Origin of the sequence: Allobosea sp. TND4EK4 (assembly GCF_900156025.1) — a bacterium.
In the GTDB taxonomy this organism is placed as follows: Bacteria; Pseudomonadota; Alphaproteobacteria; order Rhizobiales; family Beijerinckiaceae; genus Allobosea.
This window is the reverse complement of record NZ_FTMO01000001.1, coordinates 333300-356726: the sequence shown is the minus strand read 5'-3', so window position 1 is coordinate 356726 and position 23427 is coordinate 333300. Positions and strand designations below refer to the sequence as shown.

Below are 23427 nucleotides of genomic sequence, written 5' to 3'. Positions count from 1 at the left end.
TCAGATTATTTGAGGAGGCGCGATGGCCGAGACCTACGATTTCCCCGTGCCAAGATATCTGTATCGGTTTCGCCGAGATTCAGAACGTCATGTCGGCGAAATCGAGCAGTCTTACCTGTGGTGCGCCGACTTCCGGTCCTTGAATGATCCGATGGAAGGCTTGTTTCGGAGCGCCGACAGGAGCTGGCGGGAGGCTCTCCGCGTGGAGAAATACCAAACGGGGATCTGCAGCCTGACTGAAGATCCTCGCAATGTGCTGATGTGGGCACACTACAGCGACCAGTTTAACGGCTTCTGCGTCGAATACGACACATATGCGCTGTTGGAAGTGATCCAATCGGCACTGCTCGTCCGAGTTCGCTATTCCGACGACATTCCCCTGCCTAGCCTAGGGGGAGACCCATTCGAAAGTGCGAAGAGTGTTCTCTCGAGCAAGGGCAGCGATTGGGCCTACGAACGAGAATGGCGGCTGCTGAAACGAGGTGCGGGGCGCCAGCACTATGACCACTCATCACTCAAGGTTGTATCCAGAATCTTGGTAGGTAACCGCGCTAGTCAGTATCTGATGAAGGGTCTCAAATTTGCCGCTCCGACCGTTCCCATCGAACGGATACGGCTCCGCGACGGTAAAGTCATGATCAAACGTGAGGCTCGGGATCCGGCCCGATAACGGGGATGACCGAGCAAAAGATCCCCTCATCGTTCAGCACGAACCAGTTTGGCCCCTTGCGCAGCTTGGCATAGTCCGGCCGCAAGACAGCGCGAGCGTCACCTGCGACCTTGGCGACCACCCGGTCCTCGGCCACCTCGACCGTTGTCTCCTTCACCTTCACCAGCACCTTGCGGGTCGTCAGAATTTCGATCGTGCCGTCGTCCTTGATGTGGATGCGGTCGCCCTTGGCGTTATACTGGGCGCTCTCCCCCTCTTTCAGGTTCCCGAGGCGGCTGCCTGGCGCCGCCACCGGCAGCCCGGCCAGATCGCCCTGGTCGCCGCCGATCGCCAGCACGATCATCAGCCCGCCAGCGGGCGGCCGCGAAGCGAAGCCGAATGGCTGCACCACCTCGACATCGGTGCGGTCGACATGGCGATGCGTGGTGACGCTCGCCGTCTGCATCGCGCCCTTGTCGTTGGTCGAGCGGACGACGCCGCGCAGGACGGTGCCGCGATAGGCGTGGGCGTGCTCGCGATCGTCCATGGTCACCTCACAACGGATAGGCGGTGGAATCGAGCTTGCCACCCTTGCCGGAGCTGGCCTTGCCCTTGGCCTTGCCGGAGCCCTTCTCCGCACGGCGATCGTTCTCGGCCAGGACGTCGTAGGCTTCCGGGCCGGTGAAGCGCAGGCGGGATTTCGGGCCACGATCGTCGTAGGTGACGCGCACGCCGGCGATGAGCATGTCCCGGTCGATGTTGGAATAGGCGTCGACGACATCGGAGATGGTGTTGGGCTTCCAGAGCTCGCCGTTGGCCCGGAAATCCGGCCAGGCGTAGTCCTCTTTGTCACCCTTGCCGCGGCGGGTACGCATCTCCCATTCGGCCTGGCGCTGGGCATCCAGATGCGTCGCCTTGGTTCGCGCCATGGCGATGAAGGGCCGCCACCGCGTCACCTCGGAGTCCTTGGCGTAGCCCATGACGAGCGTGCCTGAACCCTCGGGCTCGTCCTCCGGATCCGACGAGGCGGCGGCCGGCGCCGATGGCGCCGCATCGAGCGGCTGGGCGGTGGCGTCGAGGGCCGCCGCGTTGCCGCGCCTGCCGCCGTTCTTCTCGCTCTGACCCTTGACGAAGTAGTCGCTGAAGCGCTCCCGCGCCGAGAAGGAACCGCGCAGGCGCGTGACGTTCCCTGGGAAGCGGATGCCGGCGGCCGCGCGCTCCTGGCCGGACCGGGTGATCACGAGGGTGCCGACGCGGTCGGTGGTGATCAGGACGCCGCGCTGCTTGGCATATTTCGACAGGGCGGAGAGCACGGTCTCGCCGGCCTCCACCGTCATCTTGTCGAAGTTGGGCGAAACGTCCGTGTCGCATCGGACCTTGATGCCGAACGGCTTGCAGAGCTTCTCGGCGAATTCCGTCAGCGAGAGGTCGCGGTATTCGTGCTTGCCGCGCGGATCGGGCGGGCAGTCGACCAGGTCGCCGGTGACGTCCCGGCCGGAGATCACGACGCCGTCCTGGCCGATCGAGGCGTCCGGCATCACCTCGTCGATCCAGCCGATCAACCAGAGTTCGTCATCGACGAAGATCTCCGCCTTCTTGCCCCAGTCAAGCGGACCGGAGCCGTCGACCGGCGTGGCATAGTCCCAGCTCTGCATGGCCCGGAATTCGTCACGGCAGGCGAGCTCGAATGAGGCGGAGAGTTCGCTGAGATCGTGACAGAGATCGACGCGATAGAACTGGTCGAAGATCTCGCCGTCGATCTTGAGCGAGATCCGTCGCGTCGGCTCCAGCGCGGGTCTCACAGCAGCACCTCGATCGGGCCGGCGCCGAGCGAGGCGGGGTGGCGCAGGCGGTTGCGGCGGACGATATCCTGGGCGTAGCCGAAGACGGCCTTGGGATCGTCGCCGGCGAGATGCTGGGCGAGGAGCAGCGCAGAAGCATTGCCGGGCGGCGTGATCCGCTGCACCGCCGGCAGGCGGCCGATGGTCTCCGAGAGATCGGCGGCCAGCCTGGCGCGGGCCTCGCCAAGCGCTCGCCACAGAGCCGCAGCCGGGGCGACCTGGTCGGAAGCCAGGGCCGACGCGCTCGTCATTCCGCGGCGAAGCCGGTCGTCGATGGTCGCGGCATAGGCCTGCGCGTCCTGTCGCGCATTGAACGGGATTTGAACGACGAGCCGGGCCGCCTCCGCCAGGCATTCGGCCTCGGCCGCCAGCAGCACGGCTTTTTCCGCGACCGAGGTCGGCAGCTCGGCCGGCGCGATCGCGCTTAGGCCGACCAGCGGCACCGACTCGCTCGGACGAAGCCGGCGGCCGATATCGGTCGCGATGGACATCAGCAGCGTGGCGCCCGCGCGCGGATCCGCGACCGGTGCCGCAGCCGCAGCCGGGCCGGCACCGATCCCGGAGGCCGGCTGCGGCCGATACGCGACCGAAACGGCGGAGGCAAGGTCGGCCGGCACGGCGGCGAGCGCTGCCGCGCGATCAGACCGGGCCGGGAGCGACAGGGCGACGGTCACGGCGGCGTTCGCGGCCGTGACAGCGGGCATCAAGGCGGAGGAGCGCGAGGCCTGCGAGGCCCAGCCGCCGGCGATCGAGACCGAGGCCGAAACCGCGGCGATCGCGCGGCCATAGATCGCGGCGGCCATCGGCGAGGCGGCAAGAGCAAACCGGGCGAATTCCACGGCCGCGCCGGTGAGAACCGAAAGCGACGACAGCAGGGCGCCAAGCGTGGCGATCGCGCCGGCGCCGGTGACGACGGGATCAAATTCGGCATCGATCCGCGCGACGCGCAGCTCCTTGACGTCGAACTCGATATTCGCCGGCCGGAACAGGACGCAGCGGATCGGCCCACGCCAGGGATGGACGAGGGTCGCCGGGCCGGGCGCGCGGAACGCGGCGTGCAGCGCCTGCGCCTGGGCGATGTAGTCGTCGCCGATGACGAGGCCCGACATCCGGATAGGCCCGTCCAGCGGGCCGGTATCGTCGTGCGTCTTCAGGTCGAGTCCGGGAAACAGCACCTGGTGGATGCGCCGGCCGACCGAATGCTGGGCGTTGATCACCCAGAAGCGCTGGCCGCGCCACGCGGCCGGCATCAGCCCGGGCAGAAGGCCGTCCGCGTCGTCGAACAGGCTCATGCGCGCCCCAGCATGGTGCCGCGGTTCGGCGTCACCGGCACCGCAGGGTTCTCCGACTGAACATTGACGATGCGCGAGCCTTCGGCTGCCTCGACGACGATGCGGCCGCCGACATTGACGTTGCTGTTGGACGCCGGGCCGCCAGCGGTGCGGGTGAAGCCGGCCGAGCCGCCGAGGCCGCCACCAGGCGCCGAGCCAGGCGTGATCGTGCCGGTCGGGTTGCCCATCGGATCGACGCCGGTGCCACCGGTCGCGCCGGGGGCCCTGGGCGCGGCACTACCACCGCCGAGCCACGCCGGAAGCGTCGGCCACTTGATGACGTTGCTGAGATCGATGTTGCCGATGGCCGCGACGATCCGGCCCGGGATGCCCCTGCACCATTCGATAAACTCCCAGAACTTCTTCTCGGCCGCATCCGTCAGCGCGCCGATCAGTTGGGCGCCGGCAGCCGTCAGCACGTTGACATTCGCGATGACCGCCCTGCCGATCTCGACCACGATCTTCAGTCCGAAGGCCGCGATCGCGACGAGGCCCTGCGCCAGCCCGTCGCCGATCGCCGCGATCAGCTTGCCGCCGGACTCGATCATCCCGGGGAGCGCCTCCAGGATCGCCGGCACGAGTTCCTGGACCTTTGTCTTCACCCAGGAGATCGCCGCATCGAGCGCCTGGCCCGACTTGATCGACTCCCAGGCTGACGAGAACGCGCTGGCGATGCTGTCCCACAGTGCCGAGAGCTTCGGGCCGAGGGTCTCCCAGTTCTGCCAGACATAGACGGCGCCGGCGGCCAGCGCCGCGAGGCCGACGATGATGAGGCCGATCGGCGAGATCAGCAGAGCGATGGCAGCCGCCAGCGCTGAGAAAACGGGCGTCAGAATGGCGATGCCCGCGCCCAGCACGAGGAGCGCGCCCGTCCAGGACAAGACGCCGTCGATGAGGCCCGGCCAGCGCTTGTCGATGGTATCGATCCACTTGAGCAGATCTTGGATCGCTTTCATCGCGAAGGGCATGTTTGACGCGAAGGCGAGCCCGATACGATTGCCGAGCGCGTTCATCACCACGCCGAATTGCTTCATCTGTGGCTCCAGGCCGCGCATGCGGCTGGCGAAATCGTCGATGATCACGCCGACGCCGGCCTCTTGAAGCTGGCGTTTGAAGTCCTTGTACTTCTCAAGGTTCTGCATGAACGGCAGCAAGAACCCCAGCACCTGCATATCGGCGTACAATTTGCCGACCTTCGTGCCTTCCAACAGTGTTTGAACCTGTTTCTCCCGCTCCTTGTCGCTGATCCCGGCTTTCTTCATGATCTTGTCGAGCTCGGCCTGCTGCGGCTTGAGCTTGCTCATCATCTTCTGGAGAACCGCTTCGACAGGGTTGATGCCCTTCGCGGCTGCATCGGTCATCACGCCGGTGACATCGACATTCAGCTCCTTCTCGAACTTCTTGATTGCCTCCGGTGCGTTGACCTTGGTCAGGAAGTTGTTGAGGTTCGTGGCGGCCTGGCCGGGATTAGCGGTGCCCAGCATGGCGATCTGCAGCGAGGAGCCAAGGGTCTCAACCGCCTCAGTCCCTTTGATGCCGAACTTCGCCATCTGGGCAGTCAGCTCTGGGAATTCACGCGCCATGTCGCGGAACTCGAAGCGGCCGAGCTTGCCCGCCGTTACGAGCTTGCCCAGCATCGCCTCCATCTGGTCCGCCGGAACCCTGAGGGTTTCGCTGAGCGAGAAGGCTGTTTTAGCTGTGTCCTCGATGGTGGCGCCCGTTGCGGTCGCAACCTTCGCGATCGTCGGCAGCAGCTTGTCGATCAGCGTGGGATCCATGCCGGCTGCGATCAGGAGCTGGGCACCCTTGGCGACGTCCATCGATGCCTGCCCGGTATCGAAGGCGAGCTTCTGGTAGCGCGTCGACAATTCGCCGATCATTTGCTCGACCCCGCTACCCACCTTGCCCGCAGTGATGGCGATATCCCGGAGCTGGGCATCCCAAGCCGCAGCCTGCTGGAGCGGGGCGGTGAAGGACAGAGCGGCCAGCGCTCCGCCGACCACACCGATGCGCCGGCCGAGGTTTGCCACTGCGTTGGCTGTCGCACCGATCCCGCGCGTGAGGCCGCGCAGGGGCGCCGTCAGGCGGTCGACCAGCTGGACGAGGACAGAGACCTTGAGGTTCGGATCGGCCATATCGCTATCCTTGCCCGGCCTTCTGCCGCTCGATCTCGGCGGCCGCGCGCTCCTCGAGCTGGGCGGCAATGTTGTGCTGCCAGCGCAGCTCGCGAAGCGTCAGGGCCTCGGCCTTGTCGAAGCCGCCGCCGAAATAGCGGGCGACGGCACCGACGATCAGCCACCATTCTTCAGGGCAATCAGCCCTGAAAGTAGGTGATGACGTCGGTCGCCCCCTTCACGTCGCGCGAGGAGAGCCGGTCGAAGAGGACGTTCATGCGCGCAACCGACATCCGCGTCGCCCTGGCGAGGAAGACGATGGTACGCTTGATCTCATCGCTCTCCTGGGAGGCCAGGCGGATATCGAGCCCGGTGAGCTCATGAAACGCCAAGGACTCGTAGACTTCGTCGCGCTCCTTGCCGGAGCCGGTCTTGATCCGAAGCGTGACCGGTTTGACCAGCTTCAGCGTGACCGAGCCGTCATCGTTGAGCGTGGCGCGGTCCGGCAGCTCGGCCTTGCCGAGATCCTCGCCATCCTCGGTTTCGATGACGATCGCGTCGGTCGCGGTGTTCGCGATCGCGCCGGCTGCCTCATCCGTATCGTCGATGACGACGACGTCGTTTGCCTCGGGTTTCAATTCACGATCTCCTCATAGTCACCACCAGCCCATTTGAGGCCGACCTTGCCGCCCTCGCCGCCGGTGAGCTCGCGGTTGTCGGTCAGGAAGGCGTCGGGCCAGACGAAGGTCTGCCCGGTGTCGCAAAGCACCTGCAGCTCGCCTTCCTCGTTGGTGTAGAGCGCCTTGACGCTCTGGCCGCGCTCGTAGGCGGTCGTCGCCTCGATCGTCGAGGCCTCGTACTCGCCGGCGCGGCCGACCTTGCGGCCATAGACGACGGGATTGTTCTTGATGCCGCCGAGCTTGAGCTTGGCCCCCTTCTCGACCGGGATATTCCGGCCCTTCCAGACGATGTCGATGATGCCGAGCGTCTGCGTCATCGCGTTCTCCTTTCAAGGCGCCTTGAAGCGCCGGCTGATAGGCTTCGACCGACTCGACGTCAGGCCAGGAATTCGAGCGCCGCGGCGAGCACCATCTGGTTGCCGATCATCCTGATGATCTGCCGGGAGTTCATGCGATTCTTGTCGCTGACATCGCGCTCGAAGCTGCTTTGGGCGACGGTCTCGGCGACATCCTCGATCCAGGCCTGGCGCTCGTAGAGCTTGCAGCGCGTTGCCCAGGATCCGTGCATGCGGCGCGGCGTGACCACCGCGTCGTTGTTGTTCGCGGCCGGGCTGTCGTCGTCGGCAAGCTTGTGGCGCGGATAGAGCAGCGTGACATAGGTCGCCCAGTCGTATCGGATCCGCGTCGCCGTCTTCGGCACCATGATGTCGAGAAAGGCGGTGTCCGGCGCCCCGAGCGACGTCGTCTTGTAGGCGGTGATGACGCGCTCGATCACGATCGTGCCGTCTGCCAGGCGGTTCCAGGTCGAGATGCCCTGGCGCAACAGGAGGTCCCGCTCGGTATCGGTGAAGCAGTCGACCGACTCGGGGCCGGCAATGCCCGTTAGCTCCAGCCCGCGCAGCTGGCGCGCCGGATCGTTGGTGAGCTGGAAGGCGCAGATGCCGGCGATCACCGAAGCCCACTCCCACGGTGCCGAGAGCGCATTCTTGGCGCCGATCGGCGAGAGATAGGGCGAGTTGGTCAGCGCGCCCTTGGTGCCCAGTTGGCCATAGGTGCCGGCGTGCCCGACATAGGCGTGACCGTCCTTCCTGCCCATCGCCTGGTAGCGCGCGGCGAGCTCGCCCGTGAGGGCCGCGAGATTGGCGGCGTCGTCCCAGGGCATGATGAGGTCGGTGAGCCACTCGTTGGCGAGGGCCGCGATCAGCGTAGCCACGTCAGGGTTGCCTGAGCCGGCCGTGCCGGCGGCGATCGCCACCGCGATCGTACCGGGCAGGACCTCCTCGGCGAACTTGCGCAGGCGGACATCGATCGCGTTGCCGCATTCGCCGGCATGCTTGGCGGTCAAGGTCACGACGCCGGCGGCCGAGGTCGCCACGACGGGCATGTCGGCGTCAGCGTTGATCGCCGCGACGGCGGCGGTCGCGAGCTGGGTCACGCTCATGGCCGCGGTTGCCGCGCAGCGGACCCGGCGGTTCTGGATATAGATCGGGATCGTGCCCGAGCCGGAACCGGTGAAGGTCATGGTCTTCGTCGCCTTCACGCCGGCGCCGTTGTCGGCGAGCGCGATCGCATAGAAGCGCGTCGTCTTGTTCACCTTCTTGAAGGCGGCGACCATCTGCTGACCGATCGACCCAGCGCCGAACAGCACGGTGGCGTCTTCCGCCCGAGTGATCTCGTAAAGCTGGCCAGCGACTGCGATGCCGGCGGCGAGCTTCTGCACGAAAGCGACGACGCGGGTCGGGAACGCGACCAGCCCCATGTTCTGGTAGTTCGGGCGCACCTCGACATAGGTGCCGGGGACGCGCCAGTCATACGGGATCTCGTTAAAGTTGATCATCGCTGCGGATCCTTACTTGTCGCCTTCGGGCTTGGCGGGCCTGGCCGGCTTCGGCGGCTCGGCCTCGACCAAGTCGCCGTCATCGAGACGGCGGCGGACGAAGAGCGAGAGTTCCGCCCAGTCGCCCTCGGCCGGCCAAGGCGAGCCGTCCTGCTCGCGGCGGACGGTCCGGCCTTCGGCCGCCTTCAGGAATTTGCGTTCGTCGCTCATGGCTGCCTCACATCGAGGGGGGCGTCGCGCTCCTGGCCATCCGGCCAGGGCTCGAATTCGGAGATCATGCGGAGGAAGCCGGGCGCGTTCGCGAGGTCGCCGTCGACATCGCCGATCGCGGTGAGCAGCCCGATGTCCACCGTGGCCATCGCCATGCCAGCGGCGTCGTAGCCCTCGGCATAGGCCTGGGCGGCGGCGCCGATGGCAAAGGTGCCGAGGCCCGCAACGGTGAAGCCGTTGACGAGCGCGATCGCGCTGGCAATCGACGGGAACAGGCCCGGGCCGGCGGCGTCGCTGAGGAAGCGCGACTTCGGGCCGTTCGGGTTCTTGACCACGATGGTGAGCCGCAGGCCGAGATTGCCCTGGAACCGCCGGCCGATCACCTTGTCGGAGGGCGCGGGGTTGAACTGACGCCAGCCAAGGCCAAGGCAGGGCGTGCGGCGCACGATCGCCTTGAACTCGTCGATCGACATGGGGTCGGCGACGATGTGGAAGTCCCAGAGCTTGGGCTTGAAGAAGGTTTGAAGCCGTGGCTGAAGCGCGCCGAAGGCCGCCGAGATCGGATCGAGCTCGCTCATAGGCCGCGCTCCCCGAAGACGCCATACATGCGCTCGCGGTCCTGCGTCCGGCCGACGCTGGATGGCAGCACCGGCGCAACGCCCTCGAGCGAGACCGTTCCGGCGGCGATCTGCGTCAGCCAGGCGATGGTGTCCTTGCGGTCGTTGATCACCTGCGTCGCCGGCTCTCGATCCCCGCCGGTGCTGAGCTCGTACCGGGCCAGGAGGCAGGAGGCGCGGGTGATGACCTGGGGAACGGGTGCCAGCGGCACCGGGTAGCGCTTGCGCAAATAGGAATCGATGATGCTGTCGGCGTCGGCAACTGCCTGCTCGACCGGCCCCGCCGTCACAGTCTCCGGCAGCTCGCCGTCGACAGAGGAGAGCCGGAGCATCTCCCTCTCGCCGTAGCGGCCGATCATGTCCTGGACGGTGGCGTAGGCCATGGTGGTTCCCAAAGCGACGGCCGCCCCGCACGCCGGCGGCCGTCAGGTCTTGGGATGTCCGGGACAGAGCCAAGCCGAAGCTTTCTCCTCCTAACCAGGCTGCCCATCGTGCGAAGGCGACCCGGACCCGCTCTCGGGGGTATTTCGTCAGTCGCGGCGCTGCTTGACGTAGGCCTCGCCAACCTCGCGGACTTCCTCGTCGGTGGGCTCGAAGCCGATCTGCGTCGCGATGCGACGACGCGCTTCGGCGCGCAGCAGGCCGGCCTGGGTGAAGTCGCCGATTGCGAAGCTGGGCACGAGTTCGAGGAGCGCAGCCAGACGCTCCGTTCCGGGCGGCAGCGGCTTCTCCGGCGAGGCGGCGACCCCATCCGCAAGCGGCGGATCCAGCACGCCATCGGGAACCGTCGGCGGGTTCGGCGTCGGCGTGTGGATCTCGGCCACCACATCGCCGCTCGGCAGCGGATGGCTGATGATCGTGGTCAGCATCGGCTCGTCCTGGATCAGCTTGAGCTGGCCATCCGTGAAGCGCGACAGCGGATAGGTCTCGTCGGAAGAATGAGCGATGCCACCGCGCCGGAAGCCGTCATGGGCTCGGCTGATGATGCGGATGGTGGCGACGCCGGCGGCAGCCGCCGCGGCGCTGCCCATGTCGGCGGCGGAGAGCGCCACCGCGGCCATGAGGTGAAGGCGGGACCCGATGATGGTCATGATGATCTCCGGTGGGGGCGTTCTCTATGGAACCGCCGGGATCGCCGGCGGCTCGTGACAGGACGTCGCGGTCAGGCGAGCCAAGGGCAGACCATGACCTCGGCGGTGCCCTTCCACTCGTTGGAGGCACCGTTGGGAAGGTGGTCGTTGGTCATCAGTCGGTTGGCGGCCCCTTCAAGGCCCGGCGGCACGAGGAGCAGACGCGGCTTGATGCCGAGCGGCCGACCATGATCGCCCTTCATCGACATCAGCGAGGAACGGGCCGTCGCGTAGTGGTCCGCATCCAGCGTCTGCTTGGAGCCCCAGGCGAACTGCCAGAAACCGAACCCGACATTGTGACGGGCGTCGGTGCCGTAGACGTACTCCTGCCGGTCGAAGACGTTGGCGTCGGTCTCCTTGTCCATGGAGACGAGGTTCCAGGCTTTGCGCTTCTGCAGGATGATCGGCTTCAGGAAGCGGCTGTCGTCGATCAGGAACCAGGGCGTACCGGACCCGCCATCGGTGTTGGCGACCGAGTTGATGGTGACGCCATCCTCCGCGATCACCGGGTGGTCGGTATCGAAGAAGTACTGCTTGTCGTAGCAGTTGGTCGAAAAGCCGGCCTTCAGCAGCGCGAAGACGAGCTGGTCGTAATGCGAGCCGGAGGCCGAGCCGAGTTCCGTGAAGAGCGGGCCGTAGATCCCGAGATTGTCGTCCTCGATGTCGGGGCGCGAGACCGAGATCGTCACCTCATAGGGCAGATTGCGGATCGTATAGCCGCCCTGGGTAATGTTATGGACGACGCGATCGCCGACCCATTGCCGCACGTTCGGCACCTTGCCGAGCCAGCCATAGTCCTGCTCGCGCGTAGTCGACGGCACGACGGTGGCGATGCGCCCGAACTGCGTAGCAGCCTGGCTATCCAGACCGGTCTTGAAGGCGGCGTTGAAGCCGATGAACAGCGTTCGGAGGGAAGCCTGGTTGATCTGCATGTGAAGCGCCTCTGAGAGGAAAAGGGCCGGCCGTCAGAGGCCGGAGCGGACCCAGACGCCCTGGGCGTCCACATCCATGATCTTGCCGGCCACCGAACGCGTGTTCGTTCCGTTGGTCTTCGCCACCGTCTGGTCGTCGACGATGTAGCAATCGGCCCCGATATCGGCGGCGGTGATCGCGTCGCCGGCGGTCGAGTTGTTCCAGCGGAAGCTGCCGCGCCGGACCTTGACGGTGACGGCGTCGTCGGCGCCGGCCGCATTGTCGACGAAACCTTCGCAGCGGCCGACGCCCTTCAGCGTGGTCGCGGTGGCGCCGGGCACCAGGCGGCCATTGGCGTCGAGCGCCAGCAGCGCGCCGGCGTAATACCGCTTGGCCGCAGCCGCCGGGCGCTCCAGGAGGTCGGACTTGCGGGTCGGCGTGTTGCGGTCGGCGTTGAGGGCGGTCATCGATCAAGGTCTCCGTGGGACGCGGGGCGGCCGGCGATCAGCCGAAGCGCTTCGCCAGCTCGGCTTTGCTCTCGGCGAACTTCTTCGGGTCGACGCCCATGAGCTCGGCCGCGGCCAGCTCCTCGGCATCAAGCCCGCCTTCCGCCGGCCTCGGCGGTTTCACCACGCCGCCGGCATGGATCGAGACGAAGGCGTTGATCTCGGTCTCGACCGAGGCGGCGTCCTTCTGGTGGCGCGCGATGTAGTGGTCGCGCAGCGGCAGGATCGGCTTGCCAGCCGCGATCGCGCCATCGACGAAAGCGACGGCCTTCTCTTTCGCCTGATCGGTGGTGAGGGTTTCGAGGCGCGACTGAAGCGAGACGACCGTCTGGCGCAGCTCGGCCTCGGAGGCAGCCGCACCGCGCGCCATCAGCTGCGTCTGCAGCTCGGACGGGGTGAGCTTCTCCAGCTCCAGGCCGGCCGCCTTGCAGTGCGCGGCGATCGTCGTGAGCTTGCCGGCGTCGGCAGCCTTGGCGGCAGCGCCCGCGACGATGTCGTCGGCCTTGGCACCGGCGGCCAGGCCGAGCGCGTCGGCGACCTTGCCGAGCGCGGCTCCTGCGACGGCGTGCGCCGAGACGCTGGTCAGCAGCGTGTCCTCGGTCGCGTCGGCGGGAAGGCCGAGCGCCTGGCGCAGCTTGGCGATGAAATCCATGGAATCGCTCCGGTTGTGCAGCGTGGTCAGGGTGAGGTTGGGATCGTTGGTCAGCGCGGCGCGCAGCAGCTTCACGACTGCGCCGCCTTCCTTGCGGGCCACGATCACCGGCGAGATGCCGCGATAGGCCTTGTCCTCCATCAGCACCTTGCCGGCGGAGGTCCATTCGACACGGCCCCAGAGACCGTCAGGCCGGGCCTGCATCTCGACGATCCAGCCGCGCGCCGGCGAGGGGTGGCCCTGGGGGCCGGCAACGTCGATGGCGTGGTTCTCGTCGATCGCGAGGCGACCGGACGCCATGGAGCTGCGGATCACATCTTCGGCGTCCTCGAGCTTGAAAGGTCCGCGTCCGTCCTGCCCCGAAAAAGTCCCGGCGGGCGTCAGGTGCACCCATTCGGGCACACCGGCCGCCGCCGGGATCTGGAAGTGGAGGGAGGAAACGAACGTCTTCATCCCGGCCAATCTGGCCGAGGCGAACGCAGCGCGGCACGCCCCGAGATCGGGGCGGCGCCTATGACGATGGCGGGAGGGGAAGTGGCGGGCCGAGCCGGGCGTCGGCTGTTGCCGACTTCCGCCTTGAGAGGCTGATCTCGGGCAGGCCCGAGATCAGTGCCGGCGCGGCGATGATGACCCGGAACCGATGGCCCGATCAAGGGCGCCCTTCAGCACATCGATGATCATCTCGCGATCCTCGTTGCTGATGCCGAGATAAGGCCGGGCCGGGATCGTCACCGAGCGCGCGTGAACGATGCGGTTGCCGAGGCGGAAGACCAGGCGGCCCGAGCCCTTTGGTCGGATGACGCCACCCTGCTGGTGGATCGCGGCATAGATCTTGTTCGAACCGACCGCGACCTGGTCGTTCCGAGCGCGATAGGTGATCGAGCTCTGAAGGCCACCGCGCATCGCACGCTCGCGCAGGATCCCGGGTCCCTTCTTGCCTGCGGCATACACGGGATTGAGCGGCGCCCAGGTTGCTCCATCCGGACCCACGCCCTCGTCCATCCGGTCCTGCGTCGACGTCACCAGGCCCGTGCCGATCGCGCGCATGATCGGCGCGGTGTCCGACACAGCCCGGGAGAGACGCTGGAACACGCTTTGCGCCTGCGACACGTCCATGCGGGTGATGAGCTGGATCCCGCTCATGGCTGCGGAGCGATCTCCTGCCAGGCCTTGCCCGGGTTGTAGTCGAAACCGGGATCGACCCCGAGGGAGCCCTTCAGAACCTCGCCGGTCCGCTTCACGATCGTCGTCGTCGGAATCCGCTCCGGCGCCTGGTCAACGCCCGTGCGGCCTTGCCGCTTCAAACGGGTTTCACTGAGCGGGCTGACGCGGCAGCCGCAGCCCCAGCCGTTCGGCGGATAGGCCCAGTCCCAGAACGGATCGGTAGCGGCGAGCACGAGGCCGTTCCAGGCGAGATGCTGCTTGCGCGGATGGCGCGCACCGGAGTGGACGTATTGCCAGTACGGGAAGGCGAGGAGCGTCTCCGGCTCGGTCTGCTGGACATAGCGGCCGGCGGAATAAGCCATCGAGAGATTGGTCTCGTAGATCACGCGGGAGCGCCAGCCCGGCCGGCCGGTATGCTCCCAACCGTGCTTCTTCACGATGTCGTCGAAGGCCGCGCGGAATTCCTGAAGGGTGGTGCCCTGTCCCAGCGCCTTGTCGATCTCTGCCTGGAAGTCCGCCACCAGCGCATCGGTGGTCGCGCCGGCCACCGTGAAGCCCTTCGCGTTGGCGCGGCCGAATACATCGGTCCAGCCGGTCGAGGTCAGATTGACCTTCTGGCGCAGGAAGGCGATCGCCTCGTCGAAGGGCAGATCCAGCACCGCGGTGATGGTCGAGAACTCGCTCATGATGCGCCTCGGACGCCGAGCCTCACAGAAGCCCGCTGGCGGCCCCTGGCGCTCAGGGCCTCAACGGCCCGGGGATTTTTTTGAAACCGAAATTGAAGCAAGCTAGGGGCCTTGCCGCCCCTATCCCGCTGGCCGGGCCGCTGCTCAGACTGCGCCGCCACCTGAACGGCCTCCTGCCTCCTCGAGGAGCGCGGCCCGGCCCGCCATATGGGCGAGAGCCAGTCCGCGGCCCATCGCTTCGGCCAGCGCCTTCGGATCGAGCTGCATCAGCGCCAGGCGCTGTGCCAGATCCTGCATGTCGGTCGCCGCGTCGAAGGCGGCGCGGATCTCGGCCGTGAGGCCCGCCATCGCGCCAGCGGCGTCCTGGGCCAGCTGCTCGGTCAGCTTCTCGACCAGGTCCGGCTCCGGCGCCGAGGCGTGGCGGGAGACGATATGGCGGAGCTGCTCGAGCGGGGACGGCTTGCCTGGGACGAAAGGGATGGCGGCGGGCTTCTGCGTTTCCGGCTTCGGCGCCGGCGGGAGTCCGCCGATCACTTCGGCATCGGGAGCAGGCTCGGAGAAGCCGAGGCGGTCGCGCAGCTCGCTTGCCTCGACCCTGAGCCCGAGCCGTCCAAGCTTCTCGACCGCGTTGACGACGTCGTTCAACGGCACTTCATCGGGCCGACCGATGTTGAGCCGGGGATACTTCGCCTGCGGTCCGAAATTGAGCGCGATGATCAGCGGGACGAGCTGCCTGGTCAGCGAGGCCGAGAGCAGCTTTGCGTCCGCCCGCTCCAGATCCTCCTGGACGAGGCGATGCTCCTGGGCGACCGCGTGCCCGCCGGAGACCGCGTCGGTGGTCGTGGTCTGGCCGAGGACGAGCTTCGAAATCTGGCGATCGAGCCAATCGGCCCGTCGCTCATAGAGCTGCCCCGGCGTCCCAGTTCCCTTCTCGACCGAGACGAACTCGATCTCCATCTCTTTCGGGATGATCGCGGCGCAGTCCCCGGCGATGTTGGCGACGGCGCGCCACAGCACCTCCTTGTCGGCGTCGGACGCGGCGCGGTCGAACTTCCCGACACGCGTGGGCATCCCATAGTTCTGGGTGAAGATCGCCCAGTCCTTCGACGTGAAGGCCTTGTACATCCACGACCAGGACGCGACGCGGGCGAGCCCGGAGCGGATGGTGAGCCCGCTTTTGGCCTTATGGCGGTGGACGATGAACTTGTGGGGCGAGAGCGGCTCGCGCGTCACGCCTTCAGCGAGCACGACAGTCTCGCCATCGGTCAGGTCGAAGTCGAACCAGCGCTGCGGGCGATAGTCGAAGCACCGCGGCAGCACCGCTTCGGGCGTCGATTCCCAGTCCGTCTCCATGACGGAGAAGCCCTTGCCGATCGCGTCGAGCATGTCGAAGAGCGCGAGCTCGAGCACGCCTTCCTTCAGCCACTCAACCAGGAAGTCCTTGTGGCGGACATGCTCCGTGTCGTCGCTGGCGGCCTCGACGTTGATCGGGAGCTGGGCGATCGCCCGGCGGCGAGTGCCCAGAACGGACATGTAATGCGGGTCGCGCTCCTCGATGTCCTCGGCGAGCTCAAGCCAGGCGAGCGCGTTGCCGGTGGCTGCCGCACGGTGGATCGACGCCAGGCGCGACGGGGTCAGCCCATCGGCCGGATGGCCAGAGATCGGCGATCGCACGCCGGTCAGCGTCGGGCCGGCCTTGGGCGGGCCGAACAGGTCCTCGTAGTCGATGGGGACCCCGTCAGGCCCTAGGATCTTGGAGATGCGCGCCATCAGAAAGCTCCTCCGCGCAGGCGCGGCGTCAGGAAGCTGCGGGGCTCGTCGTCATCGCTGGCGCCGAAGCCGCGAGGACCGTCCAGCGCCGAAGGGCCGCCCGAACTTACGGGCTGGTAGCTGTAGGGAACGAAGGGCATGCGGGTCACCGAATAGGCCAGCACGATGGCGATGCCAGCGTCGCCGTGACGAGTGCCGCCGGCGCCGGCCGCGGTGCGGACCGCCGGCAGGCTTGCGATCCCGCGGATGATCTTGAAGGCGCGCAGATCGGCGCTGACCTCGGCATCGCGCGGAACCGAGATCGCATCATCCTCGAAAGCCGCTTTCACCGGCGGCATCTCGGTCCGATACCACTCGGTCGAGAACTTCACGCCAACCATGGCCTCGCCGAAGCGCTGCGTGCCCGATTCCGCCAGGCTCGCACCGATGCCGGTGGCGTCGGTACGGCCGCCGATGAAGCGGGGTAGCCGCCGAACGATCGCGTCGCGGATCTGTTCCTGCTGCTGGAACGGCACGCGGGCGAGCTCGACCATAAACGGGATCAAGCGGCGCATCGTCCGCGTGATCTGCATCGGGCACATCACGGTCAGATCTCGCAGCCGGCCGATGTCCATGCCGAAGCCCGTCTGGAGCGCGGGGTCGAGAGTGGCGTCCATTACGGGATCCAGTTCGGTCTCGATCCAACGCCGGACCTCAGCCTGGCGGACGTGCTCCGGCAGCAGGGTGAAGGAGTCCGGGAACGACAGGCGCAGCACTGGCGCGTCGACCATGCGCGCTTCGATAAGCGGCCCCGGCAGCCAGGCGCCGGAGCCCTGGCTCGGAATGCAGTAAAGCTCCTCGTCGGCGCCATCGCCGTAGTCCGAGATCAGCTTCTCGCGCCAGTCGGCTTCCTTCTCCGGCGTCCAGTCGCCGTGCTTGTGCGGATTGATCAGGCAGATGCGCTCGAAGAGGCCGTCGCGCAGCGCGTCGTCCAGGTCGAAGCGGATCAGGCCATAGCGCAGCCGACCCGCGCGAATGTCGGTGATCAGCTGGTTGAACGGGTTGTCGGCGCCGTTATGGGTCGAGATCACCAGGACCTTGCCGCCCCAGATCAGGAACGCCATGGCCGCCTTGATCAGCTCCGCGAGATTGTCGACGAAGGCCGCCTCGTCCAGAACCGCGAAGCCCTGGCGGCCGCGCAGCGAGCGCGGCTTCGAGGACAACGCGACGATCGAGAAGCCGGAGGCGAAGTCGATCTTGAGCGCCTGGACGCCCTTGTCGGATCCGTCGTCGAAAATCACGTCGCCGGTGGAGACGACAGCCTTCTCGAAGAGCCGTGCCCAGTTGGCCGCAGCGTCGATGAACTCCTTCGCCATGTCGTGCGAAGTGCCCATGTAGAGGGTGTCCATGCCACCATCGGCACGGGACGAGGCGGAGCGCAGCACTGCGTCGGCAGCGGCACCCCAGGTCGCGCCGGTCCGCCGGCTCTTCTCCACCACGACGACGTCATGAACCGCGCACTGACGGACGATCTCGGCCTGGTAGTCGAGCAGGACAGAAGTCTCGCGCCAGTCGGCCGACGTGGCGCGGCCCTGCTGGCGCCTCAAATCCCCCCATCGCTCACGCGTCGGCCGGTCAGCCGTCGGCGCTTCACTTGCCGGGTTCATCGCGTACCCCGAACAGCTCGCGCTTGAAGGTCTCGGTCACCTCGGCCGACAGGCCCTTGACCTTGCCGACCTTCTCGATCGCCGCCTCGGCCTTGGCCTTGAACTCGCCCTCCAGCTTCGTGCGGCGCACGGCGGACATGGCCTGGCCCTTGATGGTGTCGTGATAGGCGCGGGCGAGCTCCATGGCCTGCTTGGGGGAGCGCTCGGCGGTGTCGGCCTGGGTGAGCTCGAAGACGAGCATCTTGATGAATTCGCCGAGGACGATGTTGTTGTCGTCGACCTTCTCCGGCGTGAACTGATCGGCGATGCCGGTGAAGATATGGCGCGCCTCATCGAGCCGGATCTGCACGGCGCGCAGCTTCAGCGCCTTGCGGTTGAAGGCAGAGGAACTGATCGGATCGACGCCCTTTGCAGCGAGGCGGTCGTTCAGCTCGAAAAGAATGTCCTGCTGGGTACGCTGCCGCTGATTGAGCTCGCCGATCGCCCAGACGATGTCGTCCTGCGCCTCGTCCGGGACGAGGTCTAGGGACGAGAGCCGGTTCTTCGTCCCGGCCATGGCTCAAGCCTCCTGGCGCGACGGACGCTTGACGCCCTCGATGACAAGGCGGCGCCCGACATGGTCGGCACCCTTTGCCGTCAGGGACGCAACCCGCACTGTGCCGGCGGTGAGAACGGAAACCGCGCCCATGCCGCCGAGCCAGTTAAGCTCGTCATGCACCCACTCGCGGCTCTTGGTGATGCCGTAGAGCTCCAGCGTCTGGCGCAGCAGTTCGGAGTTCAGGCGGCCATCGGGCTGCTCGTCGAGCGCGCGCAGCAAAACCAGGCGGGCTTCCTCGCGGATGATGCGGTCCATGCTCATCGCTTGGCCTGCTCCAGCAAGAATTCCTGCAAGCGCTCGGAGATGGCCGCGACAGGCTTCAGCTGTTCGCCCATGGCGCGCATCTCGCCCTTCAACTCGGCCAGGGACAGCTGGATGGTATGGACCGAGCCGCGATCGGGAAGGTGCCGGAACTCGTTCTCCAGTGCCGACACCCGGTCCTCGACCTTGTCGATCTTCTCGACGGCATGAACGAACTTGCCATCCAGGGACGAAATCGCCCGCTCATGATCGGCGCGGGTGACGAACTTGGTCGCGATCGCCAGCACGGCGAGCTGGCTGATCAGCACCAGTGCCGAGCCATAGTTCTGCATGAAGCCGATAAAGTCGTTCACGGGGCGGCTCCATCGACGGCCGCGACCGCAGCCGCCCGTCTCGACTCGCAAATGCGCAGGGATGTGCGGTCCCGGCCCCAACCCGTGGTGACCTCGCTCGCGGAGAGGTCCCGGTCCGGCAGGCGCACGGGATCGGCGCAGCGCTGGCGGGCCGCCACCGGAATCTCGGGCTTGAGGAATTCGACCTTCACGGTCGGCTCAGGGCCTGGCACCGCCGAGCACCCGGACGCGATCGCGCCGGAGCCCCAGATCAGCACCGCCAGCAAGGGCCGCATCGTTCGTCTCCAACTGCTTCAACTGCTCTTGAAACCGCGCTTCCGCATCGCGGGTTGCGGCGTCGGCTCGGGCGGACGCGATGGCCTGGCCGGCCTGGGCGGCGGAGACGGCTGCATTCGCCTCGGCGATCTGCGCCTTCCATTTGGCGTCCTGAAGCTCGCGGGCGATCGCCGCAGCTTTGTCCTGCCGCCGGCCGATCTCGACCAAACCCCGCCAGAAGCCCACGCCGCCGGCTGCGAACAACCCCGCGACGACGAGGACGAGAACGATTGCCTTCCAGTTCCTTGCCGCCCATGCCGAGAGCATCACAGGCCCTCCAGGCAGAGCTCGCGCTCGCCGATGCGCTGGGCGTCGCCATCCTCGCGCCGGCGCTTCAGCCCTTCGACGATCTGGCCACCGGCGCGGTTGAAACGGGTGAAGGCCTCGCAGCTCTCGCGATAGCGCCCCTGCCGGCCGAGTTCGGCCGCCGTGGACTTGCAGATGGCGCCGACGCCGACATTGTAGGAGGTGGAGATCGCCACGGCCTGCCAGCTCTTCGGCTTGTCGGCGAAGCCGGCGATGCAGCGGGTCAGCGGAACGTAATAGTCGGCCATGACGCGCCTGGAGAGCATCGCCTTGCACTCGACCGGCGGGAAGCTCATGCCCGGGCGCACCGGCTTTCCGTCGACGCGCGTCTCGCCGTAGCAAATGTCCCAGATTTTGGCGTAGCGATCCCAATGCGAGCTGGTGACCAGCCCCTCCCAGGGCTGGATCAGCGCCGTCGTCGCCAGCGTCACTGCCGTGGCGGCGCTGGCGATCGCGAGCTTGGCGCGCCTACTCGCCATCGGCCGCCCCCGAAACGGTCTCCTGCGCCACCAGGCGCGCGATGAAGGCGCCAGCGGTTGCGAGGAAGGAAAGGCTGGCGAAGACGCCGGCGGGGAGCGGGACGACCTCGCGGATCAGCGGCAGCGCGATCTCGGCACCCGACAAGAGGCCCGCCGCGACGATGAGGCGGATCGACCAGGCGTGCCTCAGCACGCGCTTCCAGTTCCAGACAAGTTTCACGAGGCGGCTCCGGTGCCGGACGTCGGCCCGGCAAGAGCGCAAAGGATGCGAGGATTGGCCGCGAACCGGCACGCCCCGAGATCGGGGCGGTCAGGGAAACAGGTCGAGCTGGGCGGCCTGAGGACGCCCGAGGCGCTGAAGAATGTCGTGCACCGTATTTTCGGTGCAGCCTGCCCGCAGGGCCGTCTGGCTGCGGTTCAGGCCCATGGCGATGTAGCAGAGCACCCGCCACTGCCGACCGAGCGGAACCTTGATCTCGCCGGCGCCGTACTTTCGGTACAACTGCACAGCCGCGTCAAGCCCGACGATCTCGGCGAGTGTGCTGTCCTCCGATCTTTCCGGGATCCACAGGCGCGTGCCGCCCCGCGCCTCGAGCAGCTTCAAGGTCGCGTCTGCGCCGACCAGATCGACGAAGCGGGCGACGTCCTCAGTGGCTGGCGGCAGGCCGCTCATCGCCGCCTCCGGCGTCGGTCGCGGTCATCGGCGATGACGGTAACGAGGGTGCTGTCCTCGACGACGTAGCGCAGCCCATCGACACAGATGGCGAATTCGGCGACGCCCGCGCGCTCGGCCGCCTTGCGTCCCCGCTCCAGCGAGCTGGAGATCATTCGGCGCAGCTGCTCGACATCGAGCGCGCCGGAACGCTCCAGGAAGCGGACGAGAGCATGATCGGTAACGTGGATCATCGCGGGCTCCGTTCCGCCAGGAGGCGCTTCTGCCAGGCCTTGAGCTGCTCGATCGCCTCGCGCGCCTGCAGCGGCTTCAGGAATTCCGGCGCGGCGACCTGAAAGCGGCCGAGCACCCAGGCTCGCAGGGCGTCGCGATCAAGCGGGCCGGCATGCAGCGCGCCCCACAGCGCATAGATCTTGCGGGTTTCGGCGCGCTCGGCCGGCGGCCTGGTGGATTCGCGCGGCTGCCAGCCGAGGCGCTTGAATTCGTCGATGACGGCGATCGCCGCCTTCTCGGAGAGATCCTTTGCGCTGGCGACCTTGCCGACACGCTGCAGCAGCGCGCGATATTCCGCGTCCTGGAGCCCAAGCTCCTTCTTCGCGATGTGGATCTTGGCGAGCATGGCGGGGTGGCTCATCGGGACGAGCTCCTCGGTGTGCTTCGGGCGATCGCGGCGACCAGCTCGACCCGGCGCTTCGTCAGCCGCTTCAATTCGGTTTCAACGATGGTTGAACGGCGCGGCGCCACCCGCGCGATGACCGCGGCCATCTTCTCGCGCTCCTCATCCAGGCGCCGGAGCTCGTCCTTCGCTAGTAGCACGGAGATCGCGCTGGCGTCGGACGGGGCTGGGCGCGGGGCAAGGAAGCGGCGCATGGTCAGGCGGCCTCGCGATCGAACTTGCCCGCCTCGTCGCCCCAGCTGGTCCAGCCTGGGCGATTGCGGCGTGAGAAGATGTCGGCACGGCGCAGCGCCTGCGGCATCATCCGCTCGGCGATCGCATAGCCCTCGTCCGGCTTTTCGGAATGGCGACCGAGCGGCGCCAGGAAGGCGGTGCGGATCGTGCGAACACTCTCCGGCCGGCCGAGCGTGCAGATGATGAAGGGCTCCGAGGCGCAGCGCAGACGATAGCCCGTGCCGAAGCCCAGCTTGCCGTTCTTCGTGGTCTTCACCCACACGCCGGTCGTGACGAACTTCAGCCCGAGGCGACGGCAGAGCGCGATCTGCTGGTCGATCATCGGATGCGTCGCCCACACCCAATAGATCGCATCGCCGCGGCCGAGATCGGCGATCGGGAAGGTGGCGCACTGCTCGATCGAGAGCGTCTTGTAGTGCGCCTCGGGCGCCTTTTCCTTCTTTCCCGCCTCGCTCCACGCCTCGAAGCGCCATGGGAAATCCACCATGACGAAGTCGAAGGACATCGGGACGAGATCGCCGAAGCGCCAGTTCATGCCGACACCTCGAACAGCTCGCGCTGGAAAGGGGCGAGGCCGTCCAGGTCGCCCCACTGATCGGCCATCGCCTCCGCAATCCCCGCAAAGAAGCGCGAGCGATCACGAGCCCGATCAGGGTTCCAGCCAGACGAGCGATGGATCGCGGACCAGGCCTTGTGCTCGGTCGAGCCAGGTGCCGGGGGTGTCAGACGGTTGGTCGGGCGCAGCTCGGGCAGGCGGCGAAGGTAAAGGCCGGTGCCCTTGAATACGGGTTCGCCAAACCACCATGGCTGAATGATCTGCGCCGGCCGGGCATAGTCGACGATGCGCGCCTTGGCGTGGCGATGCATGATCGGGTTCTCGACGCAGATCCGCTCGATCGGCGCGTTCCAGAAGGCCGAGAAGAGAGCGGCGCCCTCTTCAAGCTCCGCCCACATCTCATCCCGAGTGCGCCCTGGTGGCGGCGTCGACAGCCAGCGCACTCCGGAGTTGCAGAGCCTGGTGCACGGGGGATGCGCGACGACGAGCAGATCCCAACCGTCGCCAAGCATTTCACGAGCGTCGCCGGTCACATGGCGGTTGCTGCCATCCTCAGCGGCCATCAGGTCGCACGACCAAGCGTCGTGGCCACGCGCCGCGAAGGCGCGTCGGACGATGCCAGAGCGTTCGCACGCGACCAGCACTCTCATCGCGCCGGCTCCCCGCCAGCCGATTTCGAGGCCTTGCCGTCGAGCAGCTCCGCGACCTCGCCCATGTGGTTCCAGAGCAGGGCGCGGCGCTCGGCCGGGATCTCCAGCAGCTTGCGGATCTCGGGCTCGTGCGACTGCAGCCAGCGCAGAGTCTTCACCGCTGCTTCGAGCCGGTCGGCGTCGTAGCGGGCCTGCGCCTCCGGACGGAGCTCACGGATGTTCTTCGCGCCGTTGCACAGGCTTTGCTGGCGCCGGAGCGCGAATTCGACGGCTTCCCGTTGCTGGGCCAGGGAGACCTTCGGGAAGGTCATGCTAGCGCCCCTACTGGAGCGTCGATTCGTGAGTTGCTTCGCTTTCGAGTACAGGCTGAATTCCTGTAACCCGAAGAGGGGTAGCTTAGATGGTCGGCCTTGCTATCGCCGCAGTTGGTGTCGTTTTGCTCTTGATCGGCGGATGGCCGATTGTTAGCGCACTCTTTGAGAAGTCCCCCGTAGCATCGGACGCCGTCGTCCACGCAATGGTGCAGCAGAGCTGGGTGCTGGATTTCTTTCACACCCTTACTTCCTTGGGACCTATCTTTT

34 protein-coding genes are annotated in these 23427 nt (G+C 67.0%); 2 read left to right on the top strand and 32 right to left on the bottom strand.

Going from position 1 to position 23427, the window contains the following annotated elements:
- The first annotated feature begins 22 nt into the window (after positions 1–22).
- Complete coding sequence (locus BW981_RS01740; protein ID WP_076435692.1) at positions 23–670, top strand: DUF2971 domain-containing protein; 648 nt, start codon at positions 23–25, stop codon at positions 668–670.
- On the opposite strand, the gene BW981_RS22910 is transcribed toward BW981_RS01740, so the two are convergent.
- The 4 genes from BW981_RS22910 to BW981_RS01720 are packed head-to-tail and all read right to left on the bottom strand — an operon-like array spanning position 639 to position 5956.
- Positions 639–1196, bottom strand: a complete 558-nt coding sequence (locus tag BW981_RS22910) for a phage baseplate assembly protein (protein ID WP_076435690.1) — start codon at positions 1194–1196, stop codon at positions 639–641. The two genes, BW981_RS01740 and BW981_RS22910, sit on opposite strands and share 32 nt — an antisense overlap.
- 7 nt (positions 1197–1203) lie before the next feature.
- The gene (locus BW981_RS22905) at positions 1204–2451 is read right to left on the bottom strand and encodes a phage baseplate assembly protein (RefSeq protein ID WP_076435688.1); all 1248 of its coding nucleotides are present in this window, start codon (positions 2449–2451) and stop codon (positions 1204–1206) included.
- Positions 2448–3782: a DNA circularization N-terminal domain-containing protein gene (locus BW981_RS01725; RefSeq protein WP_076435686.1), complete on the bottom strand. Its 1335-nt coding sequence runs from the start codon at positions 3780–3782 to the stop codon at positions 2448–2450. The genes BW981_RS22905 and BW981_RS01725 overlap by 4 nt, the downstream gene beginning before the upstream one ends.
- The gene (locus BW981_RS01720; RefSeq protein ID WP_076435684.1) at positions 3779–5956 is read right to left on the bottom strand and encodes a phage tail tape measure protein; all 2178 of its coding nucleotides are present in this window, start codon (positions 5954–5956) and stop codon (positions 3779–3781) included. The genes BW981_RS01725 and BW981_RS01720 overlap by 4 nt, the downstream gene beginning before the upstream one ends.
- A gap of 10 nt (positions 5957–5966) precedes the next feature.
- Between BW981_RS01720 and BW981_RS01715 the strand changes: the two genes are divergently transcribed.
- The gene (locus BW981_RS01715) at positions 5967–6155 is read left to right on the top strand and encodes a hypothetical protein (protein WP_076435683.1); all 189 of its coding nucleotides are present in this window, start codon (positions 5967–5969) and stop codon (positions 6153–6155) included.
- On the opposite strand, the gene BW981_RS01710 is transcribed toward BW981_RS01715, so the two are convergent.
- The 28 genes from BW981_RS01710 to BW981_RS01575 all read right to left on the bottom strand — a co-directional run bounded on the left by BW981_RS01710 (position 6136) and on the right by BW981_RS01575 (position 23157).
- Entirely contained in the window at positions 6136–6573 is a 438-nt protein-coding gene (locus tag BW981_RS01710) for a hypothetical protein (RefSeq protein WP_076435682.1), read from the bottom strand. The genes BW981_RS01715 and BW981_RS01710 overlap by 20 nt on opposite strands.
- Positions 6570–6932, bottom strand: a complete 363-nt coding sequence (locus BW981_RS01705) for a phage tail tube protein (RefSeq protein WP_076435679.1) — start codon at positions 6930–6932, stop codon at positions 6570–6572. Before BW981_RS01705 ends, BW981_RS01710 begins: the two co-directional genes overlap by 4 nt.
- A 59-nt stretch (positions 6933–6991) precedes the next feature.
- Positions 6992–8452 (bottom strand): phage tail sheath subtilisin-like domain-containing protein, encoded by a 1461-nt coding sequence (locus tag BW981_RS01700; RefSeq protein ID WP_244560182.1) that lies wholly within the window; start codon positions 8450–8452, stop codon positions 6992–6994.
- A 12-nt stretch (positions 8453–8464) separates the two neighbouring features.
- The gene (locus BW981_RS01695) at positions 8465–8662 is read right to left on the bottom strand and encodes a DUF2635 domain-containing protein (protein WP_076435677.1); all 198 of its coding nucleotides are present in this window, start codon (positions 8660–8662) and stop codon (positions 8465–8467) included.
- Positions 8659–9240, bottom strand: a complete 582-nt coding sequence (locus tag BW981_RS01690) for a hypothetical protein (protein ID WP_076435675.1) — start codon at positions 9238–9240, stop codon at positions 8659–8661. Before BW981_RS01690 ends, BW981_RS01695 begins: the two co-directional genes overlap by 4 nt.
- Positions 9237–9662 (bottom strand): gp436 family protein, encoded by a 426-nt coding sequence (locus BW981_RS01685; RefSeq protein WP_076435673.1) that lies wholly within the window; start codon positions 9660–9662, stop codon positions 9237–9239. Before BW981_RS01685 ends, BW981_RS01690 begins: the two co-directional genes overlap by 4 nt.
- Before the next feature lie 147 nt (positions 9663–9809).
- On the bottom strand, positions 9810–10370 hold the full coding sequence (locus BW981_RS01680; protein ID WP_076435671.1) for an HI1506-related protein: 561 nt from the start codon (positions 10368–10370) through the stop codon (positions 9810–9812).
- A gap of 71 nt (positions 10371–10441) precedes the next feature.
- Entirely contained in the window at positions 10442–11341 is a 900-nt protein-coding gene (locus BW981_RS01675; RefSeq protein ID WP_076435668.1) for a Mu-like prophage major head subunit gpT family protein, read from the bottom strand.
- Positions 11342–11374: 33 nt separating this feature from the next.
- Positions 11375–11788, bottom strand: a complete 414-nt coding sequence (locus BW981_RS01670; protein ID WP_076435667.1) for a hypothetical protein — start codon at positions 11786–11788, stop codon at positions 11375–11377.
- A 37-nt stretch (positions 11789–11825) separates the two neighbouring features.
- Positions 11826–12932, bottom strand: a complete 1107-nt coding sequence (locus BW981_RS01665) for a phage protease (RefSeq protein ID WP_076435664.1) — start codon at positions 12930–12932, stop codon at positions 11826–11828.
- Positions 12933–13085: 153 nt separating this feature from the next.
- Complete coding sequence (locus BW981_RS01660) at positions 13086–13622, bottom strand: phage virion morphogenesis protein (protein WP_076435662.1); 537 nt, start codon at positions 13620–13622, stop codon at positions 13086–13088.
- Positions 13619–14329 carry a phage head morphogenesis protein gene (locus BW981_RS01655; RefSeq protein WP_076435660.1) on the bottom strand — a complete coding sequence of 237 codons (711 nt, stop codon included), beginning with the start codon at positions 14327–14329 and terminating at the stop codon, positions 13619–13621. The genes BW981_RS01660 and BW981_RS01655 overlap by 4 nt, the downstream gene beginning before the upstream one ends.
- 144 nt (positions 14330–14473) lie before the next feature.
- On the bottom strand, positions 14474–16099 hold the full coding sequence (locus tag BW981_RS01650) for a DUF935 domain-containing protein (RefSeq protein WP_076435658.1): 1626 nt from the start codon (positions 16097–16099) through the stop codon (positions 14474–14476).
- Positions 16099–17685 carry a hypothetical protein gene (locus BW981_RS01645; RefSeq protein WP_175624018.1) on the bottom strand — a complete coding sequence of 529 codons (1587 nt, stop codon included), beginning with the start codon at positions 17683–17685 and terminating at the stop codon, positions 16099–16101. The genes BW981_RS01650 and BW981_RS01645 overlap by 1 nt, the downstream gene beginning before the upstream one ends.
- 43 nt (positions 17686–17728) lie before the next feature.
- A complete protein-coding gene (locus tag BW981_RS01640; protein WP_076435654.1) occupies positions 17729–18301 on the bottom strand; it encodes a DUF3486 family protein in 573 nt (190 codons plus the stop codon).
- A gap of 3 nt (positions 18302–18304) precedes the next feature.
- The gene (locus tag BW981_RS01635; protein WP_076435652.1) at positions 18305–18604 is read right to left on the bottom strand and encodes a VpaChn25_0724 family phage protein; all 300 of its coding nucleotides are present in this window, start codon (positions 18602–18604) and stop codon (positions 18305–18307) included.
- Positions 18601–18957 carry a DUF2730 family protein gene (locus tag BW981_RS01630; protein ID WP_076435650.1) on the bottom strand — a complete coding sequence of 119 codons (357 nt, stop codon included), beginning with the start codon at positions 18955–18957 and terminating at the stop codon, positions 18601–18603. Before BW981_RS01630 ends, BW981_RS01635 begins: the two co-directional genes overlap by 4 nt.
- Positions 18954–19148 carry a hypothetical protein gene (locus tag BW981_RS01625; RefSeq protein ID WP_175624017.1) on the bottom strand — a complete coding sequence of 65 codons (195 nt, stop codon included), beginning with the start codon at positions 19146–19148 and terminating at the stop codon, positions 18954–18956. The genes BW981_RS01630 and BW981_RS01625 overlap by 4 nt, the downstream gene beginning before the upstream one ends.
- 7 nt (positions 19149–19155) lie before the next feature.
- Positions 19156–19440, bottom strand: a complete 285-nt coding sequence (locus BW981_RS01620; protein ID WP_139333578.1) for a hypothetical protein — start codon at positions 19438–19440, stop codon at positions 19156–19158.
- A gap of 98 nt (positions 19441–19538) precedes the next feature.
- Positions 19539–20057, bottom strand: a complete 519-nt coding sequence (locus BW981_RS01615; RefSeq protein WP_076435644.1) for a lysozyme — start codon at positions 20055–20057, stop codon at positions 19539–19541.
- Complete coding sequence (locus tag BW981_RS01610) at positions 20047–20277, bottom strand: DUF7940 domain-containing protein (RefSeq protein ID WP_076435642.1); 231 nt, start codon at positions 20275–20277, stop codon at positions 20047–20049. Before BW981_RS01610 ends, BW981_RS01615 begins: the two co-directional genes overlap by 11 nt.
- A gap of 90 nt (positions 20278–20367) precedes the next feature.
- Positions 20368–20730, bottom strand: coding sequence for a hypothetical protein (locus BW981_RS01605; protein ID WP_076435640.1), 363 nt, complete (start codon positions 20728–20730; stop codon positions 20368–20370).
- Positions 20727–20963: a hypothetical protein gene (locus tag BW981_RS01600; RefSeq protein WP_076435638.1), complete on the bottom strand. Its 237-nt coding sequence runs from the start codon at positions 20961–20963 to the stop codon at positions 20727–20729. The genes BW981_RS01605 and BW981_RS01600 overlap by 4 nt, the downstream gene beginning before the upstream one ends.
- On the bottom strand, positions 20960–21364 hold the full coding sequence (locus BW981_RS01595) for a regulatory protein GemA (protein ID WP_210188637.1): 405 nt from the start codon (positions 21362–21364) through the stop codon (positions 20960–20962). Before BW981_RS01595 ends, BW981_RS01600 begins: the two co-directional genes overlap by 4 nt.
- On the bottom strand, positions 21361–21600 hold the full coding sequence (locus BW981_RS01590) for a hypothetical protein (protein ID WP_076435634.1): 240 nt from the start codon (positions 21598–21600) through the stop codon (positions 21361–21363). Before BW981_RS01590 ends, BW981_RS01595 begins: the two co-directional genes overlap by 4 nt.
- A gap of 2 nt (positions 21601–21602) precedes the next feature.
- A complete protein-coding gene (locus BW981_RS01585) occupies positions 21603–22175 on the bottom strand; it encodes an MT-A70 family methyltransferase (RefSeq protein ID WP_076435632.1) in 573 nt (190 codons plus the stop codon).
- On the bottom strand, positions 22172–22846 hold the full coding sequence (locus tag BW981_RS01580; RefSeq protein ID WP_076435630.1) for a hypothetical protein: 675 nt from the start codon (positions 22844–22846) through the stop codon (positions 22172–22174). The genes BW981_RS01585 and BW981_RS01580 overlap by 4 nt, the downstream gene beginning before the upstream one ends.
- Positions 22843–23157 (bottom strand): hypothetical protein, encoded by a 315-nt coding sequence (locus BW981_RS01575; protein WP_076435629.1) that lies wholly within the window; start codon positions 23155–23157, stop codon positions 22843–22845. The genes BW981_RS01580 and BW981_RS01575 overlap by 4 nt, the downstream gene beginning before the upstream one ends.
- Positions 23158–23427 lie beyond the last annotated feature (270 nt).

Bases quoted from the DNA above. Each gene is read 5' to 3' on its own strand.
- BW981_RS01740 (WP_076435692.1), top strand. From the start codon at position 23: ATGGCCGAGACCTACGATTTCCCCGTGCCAAGATATCTGTATCGGTTT.
- BW981_RS22910 (WP_076435690.1), bottom strand. From the start codon at position 1,196: ATGGACGATCGCGAGCACGCCCACGCCTATCGCGGCACCGTCCTGCGC.
- BW981_RS01725 (WP_076435686.1), bottom strand. From the start codon at position 3,782: ATGAGCCTGTTCGACGACGCGGACGGCCTTCTGCCCGGGCTGATGCCG.
- BW981_RS01720 (WP_076435684.1), bottom strand. From the start codon at position 5,956: ATGGCCGATCCGAACCTCAAGGTCTCTGTCCTCGTCCAGCTGGTCGAC.
- BW981_RS01705 (WP_076435679.1), bottom strand. From the start codon at position 6,932: ATGACGCAGACGCTCGGCATCATCGACATCGTCTGGAAGGGCCGGAAT.
- BW981_RS01700 (WP_244560182.1), bottom strand. From the start codon at position 8,452: ATGATCAACTTTAACGAGATCCCGTATGACTGGCGCGTCCCCGGCACC.
- BW981_RS01695 (WP_076435677.1), bottom strand. From the start codon at position 8,662: ATGAGCGACGAACGCAAATTCCTGAAGGCGGCCGAAGGCCGGACCGTC.
- BW981_RS01690 (WP_076435675.1), bottom strand. From the start codon at position 9,240: ATGAGCGAGCTCGATCCGATCTCGGCGGCCTTCGGCGCGCTTCAGCCA.
- BW981_RS01685 (WP_076435673.1), bottom strand. From the start codon at position 9,662: ATGGCCTACGCCACCGTCCAGGACATGATCGGCCGCTACGGCGAGAGG.
- BW981_RS01680 (WP_076435671.1), bottom strand. From the start codon at position 10,370: ATGACCATCATCGGGTCCCGCCTTCACCTCATGGCCGCGGTGGCGCTC.
- BW981_RS01675 (WP_076435668.1), bottom strand. From the start codon at position 11,341: ATGCAGATCAACCAGGCTTCCCTCCGAACGCTGTTCATCGGCTTCAAC.
- BW981_RS01670 (WP_076435667.1), bottom strand. From the start codon at position 11,788: ATGACCGCCCTCAACGCCGACCGCAACACGCCGACCCGCAAGTCCGAC.
- BW981_RS01665 (WP_076435664.1), bottom strand. From the start codon at position 12,932: ATGAAGACGTTCGTTTCCTCCCTCCACTTCCAGATCCCGGCGGCGGCC.
- BW981_RS01660 (WP_076435662.1), bottom strand. From the start codon at position 13,622: ATGAGCGGGATCCAGCTCATCACCCGCATGGACGTGTCGCAGGCGCAA.
- BW981_RS01655 (WP_076435660.1), bottom strand. From the start codon at position 14,329: ATGAGCGAGTTCTCGACCATCACCGCGGTGCTGGATCTGCCCTTCGAC.
- BW981_RS01650 (WP_076435658.1), bottom strand. From the start codon at position 16,099: ATGGCGCGCATCTCCAAGATCCTAGGGCCTGACGGGGTCCCCATCGAC.
- BW981_RS01640 (WP_076435654.1), bottom strand. From the start codon at position 18,301: ATGGCCGGGACGAAGAACCGGCTCTCGTCCCTAGACCTCGTCCCGGAC.
- BW981_RS01635 (WP_076435652.1), bottom strand. From the start codon at position 18,604: ATGAGCATGGACCGCATCATCCGCGAGGAAGCCCGCCTGGTTTTGCTG.
- BW981_RS01615 (WP_076435644.1), bottom strand. From the start codon at position 20,057: ATGGCGAGTAGGCGCGCCAAGCTCGCGATCGCCAGCGCCGCCACGGCA.
- BW981_RS01605 (WP_076435640.1), bottom strand. From the start codon at position 20,730: ATGAGCGGCCTGCCGCCAGCCACTGAGGACGTCGCCCGCTTCGTCGAT.
- BW981_RS01600 (WP_076435638.1), bottom strand. From the start codon at position 20,963: ATGATCCACGTTACCGATCATGCTCTCGTCCGCTTCCTGGAGCGTTCC.
- BW981_RS01595 (WP_210188637.1), bottom strand. From the start codon at position 21,364: ATGAGCCACCCCGCCATGCTCGCCAAGATCCACATCGCGAAGAAGGAG.
- BW981_RS01590 (WP_076435634.1), bottom strand. From the start codon at position 21,600: ATGCGCCGCTTCCTTGCCCCGCGCCCAGCCCCGTCCGACGCCAGCGCG.
- BW981_RS01585 (WP_076435632.1), bottom strand. From the start codon at position 22,175: ATGAACTGGCGCTTCGGCGATCTCGTCCCGATGTCCTTCGACTTCGTC.
- BW981_RS01580 (WP_076435630.1), bottom strand. From the start codon at position 22,846: ATGAGAGTGCTGGTCGCGTGCGAACGCTCTGGCATCGTCCGACGCGCC.
- BW981_RS01575 (WP_076435629.1), bottom strand. From the start codon at position 23,157: ATGACCTTCCCGAAGGTCTCCCTGGCCCAGCAACGGGAAGCCGTCGAA.